Below are 17,184 nucleotides of genomic sequence, written 5' to 3' on the forward strand. Positions count from 1 at the left end.
ATTATAATCTACTTAAAATGTCAATAAACCCAAGGAAAATTGCCACTCTACTCGGTCTGAGCCCGAATTAAAATACAAGGAAGTATTGTCACTTGTTAGTTTAGAATAGTTTTCAGCCAATTTTATATATAACTGCGTATTGTTTTTAGAAGACTTTTTAAAGTTATACTGTATATTGGCCCCTAATCCAAAGTAATCCGCACCTAGGTAAGCATTTGTTGGATATAATATGTTATTTGCGACAAAATTGCTAGAATAACTCTTCTCATCATATAGGAATGCGGAGTTGAATGCTTTACTAAAAAATGGCGTAAGCTCTAGTTTCAAAGCACTCATATTCTTAAAATTGAAGTATTTCTTAAAATCAATTTTATAGCTTAGCCTATCTACAGTTTGCTGACTTTCGTTTAGAGCATATTTATTGTCCCAGCCCATATATGATACACCAGCACCGAGTACCCAGCTTAATTCATCATTTTTGCTATTAATAAATGAATAATTCAATGATGAATTGGTAACTAAATTGGTGTTAAATTTCTCAGAAAACAAGGTAATATATGCTTTGGAAGTTGCGTCTTGATATTGATGAAACTCCGTGTTTTCAATATCATATTGATTCCACGAAGCCTTAACAGCATGTAGATGACCTTGGCTACCAAATTTCGATTCGGCATTCAAACCATAATGTAAGTATGCATGTTGACCAGCCTGTTGAGGATATATTGTGCCATCTATAGCATTTTCTTTATTACCTTGGATAAAACCCTCTAGAAAAAGACGATTCCCTTCTCCCTTATACACATACTGTAGCGCACCTCCATACTGATTTCCTGTGTATCTTCTTGTTAATGAACCAGAAGATATAAAAAGAGGAGAACTGCCGATGTACTCGCCAACACCTATAAGTTTATATAAATTATGAACAGTCGTTGTGTTTTTATTTTCTAAAGAAAAATCTTCTACAAAATGACTATATAAAACGTTTAGCCCAATAGCATTAATTTCATTAATCAAATAAGTCATTGATGGCGTTAATACAACAGTATTACTTGTATTTAATGGTCGTGGATCACGTTGTCTTGCTCCTGTGGCTACATTATATTTAAGTCCAATACCAAACACAAATTGTTCACGTACAATCGGAGAAGAAATTTTTCCTTCAACATTATAGTGTTGTTTGTTCCAATCACCAGCTAGAGAATCAGCTATAATATATGGATTTAATCGTAATGGATTCAACTGTGTTGTATGTTTTACATCTTTGTCCTTACCGAATGATAAATCAAACTTACCATACAATTTCCAATTATTAATGCGTTGATATCGTGCTGTAGCAAATCCTCCAAAATCACTTTTTTCTGCTATTAATGGATGCTTAAATGTCCCTTTTACGCTATTATAATAAAGATTTGATTCACCAACATTTTGTACATCATTCGTTACCAATAATGCAGCATTCGAACTTGACAGACCTACATCAGTTAATTTTATTTTATCGAAATCAAATGAGTATTGCGCTTGTGCTAAACCGACACTCGACACTGCCAAAAGACTCCAAATTATATTTTTATGTATCATTCTTAATTCCATTTACGAGGTGAAGGTGAATTGTTCACTTCAAAATCATTGGATGAATTATTCGTGTCTACGAATATTGTTCTACCATTTATCACAGATTTGACTTTTCTACGGACCGATTTTCCGCTGTAATTTGCTCCTACAGTAATCATTCCAGCGTCTATCATGATTGGCAATCTCTTGCTTGCTGCAGTAATAGCTGCTGATCCCACAGTCTCTACCCCATCTATTATATCCGTAACTGGGACAGCCTTGTATAATGTTGCAGAAGTCACACCAGGCTCACGTCGCACAGGAAGTTCTTCAAAATTAGCTGAATTGAAGATTACTAAACCGCAACCAGCTACTCCAGGCAACCAGTCAAATCCTGCTGTTCCACTTGCATACGCATGAATTAAATTTGGTACATCTGGTTCATCTGTATCTCTATTTGTATAAGGCCAATACGTTTCATAATCTGCGACACCCGGACCAAGATTCACAGGAGAATTAGGGTTGCCATTAGGATCGGACTTGTGATTGATTCCATCCATAGCCAATACCAGAGATTCGCCTGGTTCTAAATATCGAGCTTGCCCTTCATAAGGCACCATCCATACATGAGATAAATAAACAGAATCTTGGTTGTCACCTATGAAGCCATAGGCAGCAGCAGAAGCTGTTTTTGTATTGCCCATATATAGACTATCCACACGTATAGACTGATTGGAGTTATTGTATATTTCGATGAATAAATCATAAAAATACGCAGATGGCACACCTGAGTAATAATATTCACGAATCACCAAATCTCCAGTTTTACTACCGCTCAATTTTACATTGACCGATTTATTTTCAGTAATAACGACGGGTGTAACATTTGCATTGACAAAAGATTCTTGCTCATATCCAGTCAGAAGAAGAGCTTCCTCAGCGGAGTATGATTTAGATGCAATCAATGAATAAGTACCTGGTAAAACCGAAGCTGCTACACGACCATCAGCATCTGATGTCATAGTCTTTACATCTCCCGTGATATTATTTTTAAGTTGTATTGTAATATCTTGAGGTACAGAGCCAGGAATATAATTATCGGGAAACTCTAATTGAAATACGACATCCACTGTTGTTATTTCCTTAAAGTCTTTGCGACAACTACTAACTATGTATGTAATGACTATAAGACAAAGTATATGTAAAATTCTCATCTGAATAAGTATTAAAATTTAATAGTTAATTCACTACCGAAAAAAATCGGAATGTTACGTTTCTCATATTGCGTAGGGTTACGCTTACTTTGCACATATGGTCGACTATTCGTAATATTATTTACATAAAAAGAGAAACCATAGTTCATACCAAACTCCTTCGTCACCTTCGTATTGAATAACCAAAGAGGTTTCCAAGATTCTTCCTTATAATAATCATCGCTTACACTAAGATACAAGCCTGATGTTTCTGGAATTGCCGCTATTTCAGATGCAGACAGCATTCTAACACTTCCATCATTACCCTTTAGTACATCAATGACACCGTACGGACGGTTCGTGTAATTCAAATATTTATTTTTATCAGACCAAATCGTTTGTGCGGTAAGTGTGACTAATAACCGTATTTCTGGAATTTGGTGAACTGTTCTTAATGTAGTCAAGAATCGAGAATATTCTCTTCCGCGTCCTTCAAATACACCCAATTGATTATAAGGCTGATTAGCTACGCGACGCGCATATACATAAGGATTATTGTCCAAACGCTTCGTATAAGAATACGCTCCATTCAAAATAAATGAAGTACGTATAGCTTTCCATCTACCAAAGTCAAAGTCGAATTCTATGCCTTTATTTTCAATATTAACCCCATTCGTTGCACGGTTGTAGTCTACAATATATAATGAATCCTTTATATCGGCACTTAATTCCGGCTTCTGTCCAGGCAATTGATTCGCTACCGAATACATCGGCACATTAGCAAAATTATAATATGGATATAAATCAAAACCGTTATCCACTTTCTCTTTGTACAAGGTAACGGAGAACTTTTTGTAGTCTACCCCTATTTCTGCTTTCTTGGAAACAGCCATTTCCAAATCTTTATTTTCCGCAGAAAAAACTCGTGTGGTCATCAATGCCAAACGTTCGTTTGGATCTTGTTTGTAATAATTTAAACTGAAAATATCCACGAACACAGGATCAGGATATAAATAGATTAATGATGGCGCTTTTGCACTCAATCCATAACCTCCTCTAAGCGTTACATTATCGAAAATATCATAAGACGCATTTATTCGTGGAGATAGAGCTGATTTCTTGTCATCACGTCCAAGCTGAATCACATCATAACGCAAGCCGGCTAAAATATTTAGTGGCTTACCAAATAAATCCACATTCACTTTATCTTCTGCATAAAAAGCTAATTGATTTAATGCCGGTATATCACTGAACTTTCGTGGTCTATAGCCAAGACCATCATTTGTTCTCGGTTGTAAGCCTTCGCCGAATGACCTTCCTTCGCCCAAGTTTTTGTCCATGGTGTAAGAAGCACCAATCATAAATGCATGTCGCGCCTCTCCTGTGAATAGATAAAAATTATCTGAAATTTTGGCCTGAATATTTAGAGGCTTGCCCTTTAAATAAATCTGTTGCAAATAGCTAGAAGGTAAATATTCTACTTCTTTTGTCGCATCTACGATCGAATTCGATACCGCAGATATTTCTCCTCTATTAATTTGCTGCTGAAAACCATTTTGGAACCCAAGTTGACTTGACAAAACATAATTTATGCTCCTAGCAAATTTTTTATCTAAAGTCCATCTTCCATTCGTTGAAAAACGTAAGTCATAATTTTCAGCCTTATTAATTACCTGATTTATTTCTAAATCTGGATCAATTTTAGCATCATCGTAATAACCACCTAGCGCAAGCGTTGTATTCGTATATAGGTTTTTATTCGATCCAAATCTATTGGTATATTGAAATGATGTGTTAAATCGTTGATAAGACTCACTTGCAGTTCTTTGGGAACTCGCCGCATGGGTATAATCAACGTCGACAAACAAAGCTCCTTGATCTTTACCGATAGCAAAACCCTGACCTACCCACACTTGTTTCGCTGTTGGATTAAGACGAAATTTTGCTTGCAAAGGCTCAACACTTGCCTTAGTCTTCACATCAATCACTCCCGAAGTAAGCTCTCCGTATTCGACAGAAGGAATACCACGAATCACCTCAATAGATTCCACATTATCGGCTGAAATCTGTCGTAAATCTGTGCCTAAACCTGTTGAATTATTAAAACTCGACAGGGTTCCTCCCACAGATGTATTAACCGCTTGCATATCCGCATTATTAGAAAGTTGTGCTCCATTTATAATTATAGAAGTGCCAATAGATGACACCTTTCTAGCGTTAGCATCAGCAGTACCCGAAGAGGGATCACTACTTATTTGACGAATATTAGGGGAGTTCATTCTTGAGAAATCCGGATTAGTTATCGTTTGTCCTGGGAGCAATTGCAGAACTTCCGCAATACTCGTTGCTTGAAGATGTTCAATTGCCTGACGTGAGATATGTGTTGATGTAGCTCCTTTGACAGTCGATCGCTCTCCTACAACTTGCACACCATCAATATCAATAGTATTGCCTTGTAGATCTATTCGAATTGGTTGACTTAGATTGACTTTTGCTGTTTGCGACTTCATCCCAGTATATTGAACTAGAATAGAGTAATTTCCTTTTGGCAAATTATTAAAGGTAAACTCGCCTTTCGCATTTGTGGCTGTTACGATCTGTAATTCGACCAAAGTTACAGTAGCACCACTTAACGCTTTACCATCAGCATGTACCGATCCGTTTATTACAACATCTTGCTTTATAAATAAAGAATCAAAGTTGTATTTGGTTGCATTAGCCAACAACTGATTTGTATTTAAAACACCACTAAGGATAGCAACGGTTAAGAACTTATTTTTCATAGTAACAGAAAGTTGCGGCAAATATACATTATTTAGAATTATTTTAAATAATAATTTACTCCTTAGTAGATGTCGGACAAAAATTAAACCTTGACTCACCAAATATTGCTAGGCAACTACTAAATACGGTATTATTTCTCAACAACAATTATTTATAAACCTGCTACACAGATCACAAGCATATTAAGCAATCAATAAGTCATTAAACCAAATGATAGGGAGAGTAACAACATTTATAGCTAATAATCCACCAACTCCTGAATTTGAATAAGTTGGGCAGGTATAGATTTTTTGAATTTTACCTTTTGATGATTTTCTTCAACCAAAAATCCAGAAATAATTACGGATATATTAGCAAAATCCGACAAATTTGAGTCTTCTGTTCGCTTAACACCTACAGATAATACAACACCCTCATGTTTGAGCGGTGAACTGACATGTAGGCTATTGAAATTTCTCAAACTAAGCTTTGATGTGTTGAACCTAATCTTCTCTATAAAAAATGATTTACAACCCTCATTAATATTATGGATTTTGAAAAGAAGAGAACCGTATTTGTTATCTAATTTTAGCTGTGTTTGGCTAAAATCTAAATTGACCGATAGATTAATTTTTTTATCAAACACTTTGGCGGAATTACAATTTTTTGAATAAATAAGGAATATAAGAAGGGAGACTCCTATTGAGATAGCTAAAATAATGATTGTCATGTTTCGGTAGTTGTATTACACAAACATACCATAACAAACAACTAATTTACTAAGAAAAAATAAAAATACCTACTTATAAGAGCATGGTTAGTTAAATATATTAAGCCACGCAACAATACACAAATATTCTATTACTCTCCATAGATAAAAAAACTAGAATCATTTACGTTCATTTAACCATCAACTTATTAGAAATGATTAACTTTGTTGGTTATGCAAAAAAATAAGGATTTTAATCCCAAATCATATATCCAAATCAAAGGTGCTCGTGTCAATAATCTAAAAAATATTGATGTCGAAATCCCGAAAAATAAGTTAGTCGTTATTACAGGTATGTCGGGTTCTGGAAAATCTTCCTTGGCTTTTGACACTTTATATGCAGAAGGGCAACGACGTTATGTAGAAAGCCTTTCCTCCTATGCGCGACAATTTATGGGGCGTATGAATAAGCCAGAGGTGGATTATATCAAAGGTATTGCTCCTGCAATTGCAATCGAGCAAAAGGTCATCACGTCCAACCCGCGTTCTACGGTGGGAACTTCTACTGAGATTTATGATTATTTAAAATTACTCTTTGCACGTGTTGGAACAACTTATTCTCCGATTTCAGGAGACATAGTAACTAAAGATTCAGTTTCGAGTATAGTTAGCCATATTCTTAAAAATGAGGTTGGCTCAACCGTAACGGTATACAGTCCGCTCCTTCCTTCTAATCGCAAATTGAAAGAAGAACTAAGTCTATTACTTCAAAAAGGATTTGTTCGTGTACTTTTCGAAGATGCTATACAAAAGATTGAAAGTATTATCGATGATAAATCCATTTCTAATAAAAGCTTCAAAACGGGAGACATTCGCATTGTGATTGACAGGATTCGACTAGATGATGAAGAGGAAACCATGTCACGTCTTGCTGACTCCATTCAAACAGCTTATTTCGAAGGCAAAGGCGAATGTTACATTGATATAAATGGAGATGTCCAACATTTTTCTGAAAAATTTGAACTGGATGGGATTGCTTTCGAAGAGCCGTCACCTAATTTTTTTAGTTTTAACAATCCGTATGGAGCCTGCAAACGTTGTGAAGGATATGGTAAAATCATTGGTATAGACCCTGATTTAGTCGTTCCGGATAAAAGTAAATCGGTATATGATGGCGCTATTGCGCCTTGGCGAGGAGAAAAAATGGGGCAATGGCTGGATGTCTTGATTAGTAAGGCAATTAAATTCGATTTTCCAATTCATCGCGCCTATTCGGACCTCACGTCTGAGCAGCAAGAATTGTTGTGGACTGGAAATAAATATTTTCGTGGATTAAATGATTTCTTTACTGAACTCGAAGAACAGACATACAAAATACAATACCGTGTAATGCTATCAAGATATCGAGGTAAAACGGATTGTCCAGAATGTAAAGGTACGCGCCTACGAAAAGATGCTGCTTATGTAAAAATTGGTGACAAATCAATATTGGATCTCGTGCTACTTCCAATAGATGAGCTCCTTGTTTTTTTCAAAAATATCGAGTTAAGTAAAAATGAGCAGATCATTGCAAAACGTCTACTTGCCGAAATTACAAATCGTATTCAATTTCTATGTGATGTGGGATTACGCTATTTAACGCTGAATCGCCTGAGCAACACCTTATCTGGAGGGGAGTCTCAACGTATTAATCTAGCAACCTCTTTGGGAAGTTCTCTAGTCGGTTCGATCTATGTACTTGATGAACCAAGCATTGGTCTTCATCCAAAAGATACAAATAGACTGATTGGCGTTTTGAAATCTCTACGTGATATAGGCAATACTGTAATTGTGGTAGAACACGAACAAGAAATGATGGAAGCTGCTGATTACCTTATAGATATTGGTCCTGAAGCAGGCATCAATGGAGGACAGTTAATATTCGCGGGAGATTACACGCAAATTATCCAAGATAACAACTCCCTTACTGGGAAGTACTTAAGTGGCGAAATGGAAATTGCTGTTCCCAAATCACGACGCAAATGGACGGACAAAATAACTATCAAAGGCGCCAGAGAGAATAATCTAAGAAATATTACTGTTGATTTTCCATTAAATGTGTTTACTGTTGTCACGGGCGTATCAGGATCTGGTAAAACATCATTGGTAAAACGTGTGCTCTATCCCGCTTTACAGAAGTCCTTGGGTAACTATTCTGGTGAGCAAACTGGGCAATTTGATGGTATTGATGGTGATATTACACAAATAGAGCAAGTTGAATTAGTAGACCAAAATCCTATCGGACGATCTTCTCGTTCCAATCCTGTAACATATGTGAAAGCTTGGGATGAAATCCGCACCTTGTATTCAGGATTGCCAGCAGCCAAGGCAAATGGCTTAAAACCAGCCGCGTTTTCATTCAATATTGAGGGAGGGCGATGTGACGTTTGTCAAGGAGATGGTGAGGTTAAGATCGAAATGCAATTTATGGCGGATATTGTGCTGCCTTGTGAAGCTTGTGGTGGAAAACGCTTTAAACCACATGTCTTGGATGTTAATTATAAAGAGAAATCTGTTTCTGATATCTTAGATTTAAGTGTTGACGAAGCCTTAACTTTTTTTATAGATCAACCAAAGATCCTTGCAAAATTAAAACCACTACAAGATGTTGGCTTGGGATACGTCAAATTAGGTCAGTCGTCTAGTACTTTATCTGGGGGAGAAGCGCAGCGAATAAAACTCGCTTCTTTCTTAATAAAAGGAAACAACAGCAAAAAAACATTGTTCATATTTGATGAGCCAACGACAGGGTTACATTTTCATGATATCAAAAAGCTTTTGCGTTCATTCAATGATTTAATAGCTCTCGGCAACAGTATCCTGGTGATTGAACATAATATGGATATGATTAAATCTGCTGATTGGGTTATTGATATTGGTCCCGAAGGTGGCCAGCGTGGCGGAAATGTTGTCTTTACAGGTATTCCTGAAGATTTATTGAAATGTAAGGAAAGTTTTACGGGACATTATTTAACCAACCACCTTAAATAAGCTTTAATTTTATTATTTTTAGTTTCTAATTGTTTTAAAATGAAAAGATTATTAATAGCAGTAGTTTCGCTTTTTGCAACTTCAAGCGCGCTTATAGCACAAGTAGAAAGGCCAAAGTTAGTTGTTGGTTTGATGGTGGATCAAATGCGATGGGATTATTTATATCAATTTGCAGACAGGTATGGTAATGATGGTTTCAAAAGAATATTAAACGAAGGTTTTTCTTGCGAAAATACACTGATTCCCTACATCCCAACTTATACCGCTATAGGACACAGCACAGTATATACAGGATCTGTTCCATCCATACATGGTATTGCGGGTAATGATTGGGTAATACAGTCAAGTGGGCAAGAAATGTATTGCACGCAAGATGATAATGTGAAAGGTGTTGGAACTCAAGAAAGGGAAGGCAAACAATCACCACGCAACTTATTAGCCTCAACTATAACCGATCAACTCAAATTAGCTACCAATTTCAGATCAAAAGTTATTGGAATAGCGATTAAAGATAGAGGAGGAATATTGCCTGCTGGGCATTTTGCTGATGCCGCCTATTGGTTTGAATCAAAATCTGGAGATTGGATAAGTAGTACTTTCTACATGGAAAATTTGCCTAACTGGGTAGGAAAATTCAATAAGCAGCATTTAGCTGAAAAATATTTAAAGCAAGATTGGAATACGTTATATCCTATTGAAACTTACGTTAACAGCATCACTGACGATAACATATACGAAGGAAAGTGGGCTGGCGAAAAATCACCTACTTTTCCACGCAAAACATCTGCACTAATGAAAGATGCAGGTTTGGAATTGATCAAAACTACACCCCAAGGCAATACGTTTACATTGGATTTTGCAAAAGCAGCTATTGAAAATGAAAATCTAGGAAATAACCCCACGAAAAGTACTGATTTTCTATGTGTCAGCTTGTCTGCAACAGATTATGTAGGTCACCGTTATTCGTTATCTTCTATTGAAATCGAAGATACCTATTTGCGTTTGGATAGAGATATCGCAGAATTCTTAAAATATTTAGATAATAAAGTTGGAAAAGGAAACTATACATTTTTCTTAACCTCTGATCACGCAGCCTCTTATAATCCTTTATTCTATACTGATCAAAAAGGCAGTGGTGGCTATTTATTTTTGAGACAGATCCAAAAAGAAATTGATGCTGAATTGACTTCCAAATTTGGTCATAAAGGACTTGTAATAAGCATGATGAATTATCAAGTTCATCTCAATAATAAATTGATTGACTCTTTAAATCTTGATGATCAAGAAATTAAAAAGACTATAATTAAAAATCTAAAAAAACAAGACGGCATAGCTTACGTAGTGGATATGGAGAATGCGGAAAATATGTTTATTCCTGCCCCGATTCGTGAAAAAATAATCAATGGCTACAACCGAAAAAATAGTGGAGTGATCCAAATAGTTGCTGAACCTCAGTGGTATTCAGGTACGCCACGCAGTACTGGGACTACTCATGGTGTTTGGTCCTCATACGATTCACATATCCCATTGGTATTCATGGGTTGGGGAATCAAACCGGGCAAGAGCAATAAAGAAGTGTATAGCACAGATATTGCTCCTACATTGGCTTCGCTATTGCATGTAATGGAACCTAATGGCTCTATTGGAAAGCCAATTGTGGAAGTCTTAGGGCAATAAACAATAAAATTTTGTATTTTTGAGGTTAAAATCACAAAACTTATGATTTCTAAAAAGACAAAATACGCCATTAAAGCTTTAATGGTATTGGGAAGAAACTATGGAAAGGAGCCTATGCAAATCATTAAAATTGCAGAAGAAGAACGTATTCCAAAAAAGTTTCTTGAACAAATCTTATTAGAAATGCGTAATGCAGGTATATTATATTCTAAAAAAGGTGCCGGTGGCGGATACAGTTTAAATAAAGCTCCTGAAGATATTTTTCTATCTCAAGTAATGCGTTTAATTGACGGCCCTATTGCATTATTACCTTGCGTAAGCTTAAATTTCTATCGTTCTTGTGATGAATGTACAGAAGAGCACGCTTGCGGTATCCGTGATACTTTTGTCGATGTGCGCAATGCGATGTTGCAAATCTTGAATGACACAAGTATTGCATCTTTGATAAACAAAGAAAAAGAATTAGGCTTTAGCTTAGACTCTTAAATGTCTGAAATACGTTATAAAAGGAAATGCACTTGTAATAATATCACAAGCGCATTTCCTTTTATACTCTCTGCTCTTCAAATTATTAAAAAGCATTCTTCCACATCATACTTTCTACTGGACGGATAGTTTTATTGTTGTATTTAGCATTACCTTTACTGTTGTACAACGTTTCAATATCTCCTTCCACTACAAAATAAATCAATTGTCCGATCGGCATTCCCGCATATACACGAACAGGTTGAGCTACAGAAATTTCAAGCGTCCATGTATTACAAAAGCCTACATCACCTTTACCAGCTGTCGCATGAATATCAATACCCAGACGACCAGTACTTGACTTTCCTTCCAAAAATGGTACGTGACCATGTGTTTCCGTATATTCTAAAGTAACACCCAAGTATAATTTACCAGGCTCCAAGACGAATCCTTCTGCTGGAATCTCAAAATGTACAATCTCATTATGCTTTTTCGCATCCAAGACAGCGTCCTTATAAGTAGCTAAGTACTTTCCCAAATGAACATCATATGAGTTCGTCCCTAGACATTTTCTGTCAAATGGCTCGATTACGATGCTACCATTTTCTATTTCTTCAAGAATTCTTTTATCGGATAAAATCATACGGATTAATATTACATTGGCAATAAACCAAATAGGTTTCAAAAATACAGTATTAACCGTAGCCAAGCAAATCAAAAGCCGACGATATGTACTTTTTTATTTACTTAATTTGTACATTTGAGTATGGCGCTAGTTTATCTCAGAGAATTAAATACCCAAACAAAATTTGCGATTTGGAAAATTGAAGAATCAGCAGACGAATTGTTAAGCAAATTGCAATTGGATGAAATAGAACAAGAAAAACTTCGCCAATTGAGTAAAGGGAAGCGCACCTTACACTGGTTAGCCACTCGTGTTTTACTACGTTACTTGCTACAAACTCATCAGTACATCAACTGCCCATCTGATAGTAATGGAAAACCTTATTTACCCGATTATCCTTATAAAATTTCCCTAACACATTCTTTCGAGTATGCCGGCGTAATGTTGAGTACGCAAGGCGAATGTGGAATGGATTTGGAATTGGTCATGGACAAAGTCGTACGTATAAAAGAAAAATTCCTCAAAGCCGAAGAATTAAAATTTATAAATCCCGAACACGATATTCTTCAACTGTACGCATGCTGGTGTGCTAAAGAAGCCGTATATAAACTTCAGGGGAATAAGGGAGTCTCCTTTTTAGAAGACATGACCATAAAGCCATTTAATTACAAACCACAAGGTGTGATGTTATTAGAGTTGACAAAAGAAGGAAAGACAGTTACATACGAAGTTTATTACGAACAATTTCAGAATTATATGCTTGGCTATGCTGTAGAATAGCTACTTCAGACTATCTTCCAACATTTGTTTCTTGAGTGCCAATCGTTTATTTGCTTTATAAATTTTTACTGCAATAATGAAATAAGACAAGAGTAAAGGCCCGTATACTAGTCCCATAAGTCCAAATAAAGGAATCCCGATCACCACACCCACAACTGTAATAATGGGATGTATATCGCCGACCTTTTTAGCAATTACCAACCGTAATACGTTATCGATATTGATCACCAGACCAAATCCCCAAAGTAGCAACCCTATACCCTGCCAGGTCATACCTTGAGAGATCAAAATAACTGATGCGGGAACAAAAATTAATGGAGGACCAAGCAATGGTATAAAAGAAAGAATTGCACAAATGACCCCCCAAAAGAACCCATCTTTTGCGCCAAAAATCCAGAAACCTATAGCTAGACATGTCCCCTGTACAATAGCAATAAATGTCTGACCAATAATATTGGAATAAGTAATGTTCTTTAATTCTTCTCCAAAAGCAGCTGCATTTTCCTCATCAAAAGGCATATAATGCACAAAGCTATTTTCAAAACCTTTGTAGTTAATGAACAAAAAGTACAAAATGAAATACATGACCGAAACTTCCAAAAAAACATTTGCAGCTCCCCCTAGCACAATGGTCATAAGCCCTCCTAAATATGCCGCACTTGATTCTAATTGTTCTTTGAGCAGGTCAGGCTTGCCTACTATGTCCCCAACAAAATTATTGATAGCATCAATAAGCTTAGTGAGCCATTCTGGATTGTTTTTTAGCTCCACAGCCTTATTCACCAGCATAGCTCCTATTCCTGCAAAAGGAAGGACAATGATTACTAAAGAAAGAAGTATAATAAAAACAGAGGATAATGATCGAGGCCAACGCCATTTCTCAATCAAGAAAATATTTAGATTTCTAAAGAGCGCGTACATCACAAACGTACCCAAAAAAGCACCATAGATACCTTTCATGGCATACAATAGGATACCACCAAGCACAAGAACAATAAGCAAAATGATGATATTACGTTCTTTTTGCGAAAAAACAGGGTTATTCATAGAAGCTAGTCTTTATGAATAACAACAAACGATTAAAAGTTTGGTTTGCGCTTCTCTAAAAATGCTGCAACGCCTTCTTTCATATCAGCTGATCCAAAGCATTTCCCAAACAATTCTATTTCCCTTTCAAATCCTTTGTCCACATCAACAATACCTACATTTACCGCATCAATTGCTGCCGTAATAGCGGTAAAAGAGCGTGTATAGGTTCGCTCCAATAATGCAATACATTTTGCCAAAAGCTCACTTTGAGTTGCGACGACATGATTCACCAACCCCCATTGATATGCATCTTGTGCGTCAACCATATCTCCTGTCAATATCATTTCCAAAGCCTTACTTTTACCCACTAATTGTGGTAAGCGCTGCGTGCCCCCATATCCAGGAATAATACCCAAAGACACTTCTGGGAGTCCCATTTTGGCGGACTCAACCGCAACACGTATATGACAAGCTAGCGCAAGTTCTAAACCTCCTCCTAAAGCAAATCCATTAATAGCGGCAATAATAGGCTTCGGAAAATGTTGAATTTTATTCATCACATTTTGCTGCCCTGAACGCGATAACTCACTTGCTTCAGCAGAATTCAAACTCAAAAACTCCTTAATATCTGCTCCTGCAACAAAAGCTTTTTCGCCCTTACCCGTCAAAACAATCCCTCGCACAGTCGCATCTTCCGACAACTTGTCAAACACTTCAGACAACTCTTTAAGAGTCTGAGAGTTCAATGCATTTAATTTGTCTTCTCTATTGATTGTGATAATAGCCGTTTTGTCTTGTTGATTTACAAGGATATTTTCATATGTAGCCATACTTAAAAACTAAAATGTAATGATAATCTAAATCGATCTTTGATAGGTTCTTTCACCTCATTATATGTCATTCGTAAATAATATTGAACGCGCAAAATTCGGAATATATTATCCAATCCTACATATCCCTCCCAATAAGGTTCTTTGCCCATTACCTTTGTCATGATTTTACCCTCTTTATCTTTATCAAAATAAACTACTTCATTGCTCATGTATGGATTATTTGTACTAGATAAATCTCCCCAAAACATTCTTGTCCCGAAGATTTCTCTTAATTTAAGTCGCTTGACCAAAGGAATTTTATTGAGCAAAAATCCGTTCAATCTATGATCGTAGGCTAATTTCAAATACTGATCTGCAACGAACTCCATAGAATTTACTCGCTGATAAGAAATTGTATGTCGATCATTTTGTTCTTGAATATTTGGCATTTCTAATAGCGGATAAGGCAAGGTTCCCCAAATTTTTCCTGCGGATGCTGTAACGTCTCCAAATCCCAATTGATTCAAAAAGAAACGCTTTGATACAGAAAATCGCAACGCATCATAGTTGTATTGTCCGCCCAAAAATCCATTCAACCCTCTATTATATTGCAGATTGAATACCGGATAATTCTCAATTATTGTATTACGCGTCAAATTGCGATAATAGAATTTTTCATTAGGCGCCCATCGCAATATAAACTGTAAATCCGAAGTATTGATATTATCAAGAAATTTTGAGGAATCTGCAGATAATGCAAATCGCAAATCACCGATCGGATTGCGACGTTGTAAGGTCATCTGAGATGATAAACTGAAATGATTACCAAACTCTATTAAATGCCCCAATCGATATGCATCCGTATTCAAAAATTTTGTTGGCCTATTTGATCGAAAACTCCTGAAGAAACTATCTCCTTTCAGAAATCCAATTCCTTTGCCAGGTTCGAAAATATCATGCTGCACAGAGCCTTCAAGATAGTGCGCCGGAAAGGTCGTAATTGATTTTCCGTTTAAAGACACAGCCGTTCTGAGATTATACTTAAAGTCCTGATCTCGAAGCCCATAAGCCATATAGCCTTCTAGGTATACTTTTTCTGAAAAAGCTGCAGTAGAACGACCTCCTATTCGAATTCTGTTTCCTTCTACACTATTTCTGTGATATAAATATTCTAAAGGCCCCAACTCAAATTTTCCCAAAGAATAATAGCCTTGTGATAACAAATACCCCATAGCCATCATAGTTCGGAAAGAAGAGAGGTTGTTAAGGCTATCAATGTTTTTATAAGTATTTTGTTCTGTCAGTGATAATTGTACCGGTCTATATCCTTGTAGGGAAAAACTTGACGACAACCGTTTTTCAATAGGAGCTCCAGCAAATACATTATCAACAGGATTATTACTTACATCATAATTACTATTAATACTCAGCCTACGACCAAATAAGGCATCTTTAGAGCCTCTTCCAAAAAGCACCGTTATATCCGAGGTATCCTGTAACATCACGCCTGAGTCATCCTTGAAATAGGAAAGTTTCAACTTTAAATCATTTACCCAACTTACATTAGCCTTTTCGTCTAACTGCATCTGAGCTGCCTTCACCGCATATCGCCCATCCATAGAAATAGTCAGCTGACCTTTGAACAACAAATCTGTAGGATTGCGTGGCTCAAATTCTAAGCGCACAAAAAAGTCCTTTTCCGTCCGAATAGTATCTTTCACATAATACTTATAATACATCTTTGCATTACTCGCTATCGGACTTAGGAATTGCTTATTAATGAAATAAATACTCTCCTCATATACATCAATGGGCTGAAACATATATCCCATAAAAGATTCAATATTGGGATTATTTACATATCTAGAATCAAATTCAGTTTTTTCTTCGGCTTTAATTATCTTCTTAGTCCGAGTTGGATTCTGTTGCACATAATTGTCGGATAAGGTTTCTTGCATATAAATGCTTAATGCCTCCTTATTATCAGCAACAGAGCTATCTACATTGGTATAGAAAAACTTAAGATCCTTTCCTCCCTTTGCAAAAACAGTTTTGGGATCCATTAAACCAAACTTAAGTTTAGAGTATTCCTCAAAATAAAGGCTATCCTTTTTTTCCAATTTGTTGAGGTTTTTATTTTTGATAACCAAATCGATGAGTTCCGTTGCAGGATTTCGATTGACATATTTACGTCTTCTATTTACCTCAACAGCGTCTATTATAAAATTTTTATGATCTAATGCAATTTCCAAATAGGACACAGTAGAGTCAATAGAGACAACTTTCGCCTCATAACCGAGAGCAGTTACCATAATTTCCTTTGATGGCTTGGGGAGAATTAATAAAAAATTACCTGATTTATCTGTTGCCGTCCCAACATTTTCTGCATTCGCCTTTATACTAGCCGTCACAATCGCCTCTTTCGTGGCAGCATCGATAACTTTACCGCGAATACGCACTTGTCCCTGTACAGTTATTACTGAAAGTAGCAAAACGAGAATAGCATATATAAATCGTATCTGACTGTAATCCGCTCTTTTCATATACCTT

At 36.3% G+C, this 17,184-nt stretch carries 12 protein-coding genes; 4 read left to right on the top strand and 8 right to left on the bottom strand.

Translation table 11 applies throughout. From position 1 onward, the window contains the following. Positions 1–12: 12 nt before the first annotated feature. From GOQ17_RS06880 to GOQ17_RS06895, 4 genes are all read right to left on the bottom strand, one after another. Entirely contained in the window at positions 13–1,578 is a 1,566-nt protein-coding gene (locus GOQ17_RS06880; protein WP_159636550.1) for a DUF6850 family outer membrane beta-barrel protein, read from the bottom strand. Positions 1,579–1,580: 2 nt separating this feature from the next. Then, positions 1,581–2,681, bottom strand: coding sequence for a DUF4876 domain-containing protein (locus GOQ17_RS06885; protein WP_236537086.1), 1,101 nt, complete (start codon positions 2,679–2,681; stop codon positions 1,581–1,583). A gap of 95 nt (positions 2,682–2,776) precedes the next feature. Next, on the bottom strand, positions 2,777–5,527 hold the full coding sequence (locus GOQ17_RS06890; RefSeq protein ID WP_159636552.1) for a TonB-dependent receptor: 2,751 nt from the start codon (positions 5,525–5,527) through the stop codon (positions 2,777–2,779). A gap of 239 nt (positions 5,528–5,766) precedes the next feature. Next, positions 5,767–6,237, bottom strand: coding sequence for a hypothetical protein (locus tag GOQ17_RS06895; RefSeq protein WP_159636554.1), 471 nt, complete (start codon positions 6,235–6,237; stop codon positions 5,767–5,769). A 213-nt stretch (positions 6,238–6,450) separates the two neighbouring features. Here GOQ17_RS06895 and uvrA point away from each other — a divergent pair, with 213 nt between their 5' ends. Genes uvrA through GOQ17_RS06910 form a run of 3 tightly spaced genes read left to right on the top strand, consistent with a single transcriptional unit; the run spans position 6,451 to position 11,409 of the window. Continuing rightward, positions 6,451–9,246, top strand: coding sequence for an excinuclease ABC subunit UvrA (gene uvrA, locus GOQ17_RS06900; RefSeq protein WP_159636555.1), 2,796 nt, complete (start codon positions 6,451–6,453; stop codon positions 9,244–9,246). Positions 9,247–9,285: 39 nt separating this feature from the next. After that, complete coding sequence (gene pafA / locus GOQ17_RS06905) at positions 9,286–10,923, top strand: alkaline phosphatase PafA (RefSeq protein WP_159636556.1); 1,638 nt, start codon at positions 9,286–9,288, stop codon at positions 10,921–10,923. 42 nt (positions 10,924–10,965) lie between these two features. Further along, positions 10,966–11,409 (top strand): RrF2 family transcriptional regulator, encoded by a 444-nt coding sequence (locus GOQ17_RS06910; RefSeq protein ID WP_159636557.1) that lies wholly within the window; start codon positions 10,966–10,968, stop codon positions 11,407–11,409. 85 nt (positions 11,410–11,494) lie between these two features. On the opposite strand, the gene dcd is transcribed toward GOQ17_RS06910, so the two are convergent. Next, positions 11,495–12,031, bottom strand: coding sequence for a dCTP deaminase (gene dcd, locus GOQ17_RS06915; RefSeq protein WP_159636558.1), 537 nt, complete (start codon positions 12,029–12,031; stop codon positions 11,495–11,497). Between the two features lie 123 nt (positions 12,032–12,154). Here dcd and GOQ17_RS06920 point away from each other — a divergent pair, with 123 nt between their 5' ends. Beyond that, positions 12,155–12,793, top strand: a complete 639-nt coding sequence (locus GOQ17_RS06920; RefSeq protein ID WP_159636560.1) for a 4'-phosphopantetheinyl transferase family protein — start codon at positions 12,155–12,157, stop codon at positions 12,791–12,793. Here the strand turns inward: GOQ17_RS06920 and GOQ17_RS06925 are convergent, their stop codons facing one another. From GOQ17_RS06925 to GOQ17_RS06935, 3 genes are read right to left on the bottom strand one after another with little or no spacing between them, the layout of a single operon-like run. Then, a complete protein-coding gene (locus tag GOQ17_RS06925; RefSeq protein WP_159636561.1) occupies positions 12,794–13,840 on the bottom strand; it encodes an AI-2E family transporter in 1,047 nt (348 codons plus the stop codon). It abuts the gene before it with no gap. A gap of 32 nt (positions 13,841–13,872) precedes the next feature. After that, positions 13,873–14,652, bottom strand: a complete 780-nt coding sequence (locus GOQ17_RS06930) for an enoyl-CoA hydratase-related protein (protein ID WP_159636562.1) — start codon at positions 14,650–14,652, stop codon at positions 13,873–13,875. Between the two features lie 2 nt (positions 14,653–14,654). After that, positions 14,655–17,177: a DUF5686 family protein gene (locus tag GOQ17_RS06935; RefSeq protein WP_159636563.1), complete on the bottom strand. Its 2,523-nt coding sequence runs from the start codon at positions 17,175–17,177 to the stop codon at positions 14,655–14,657. Positions 17,178–17,184 lie beyond the last annotated feature (7 nt).

This window comes from Sphingobacterium composti (genome assembly GCF_009829075.1).
Classification (GTDB): domain Bacteria; phylum Bacteroidota; class Bacteroidia; order Sphingobacteriales; family Sphingobacteriaceae; genus Sphingobacterium; species Sphingobacterium composti.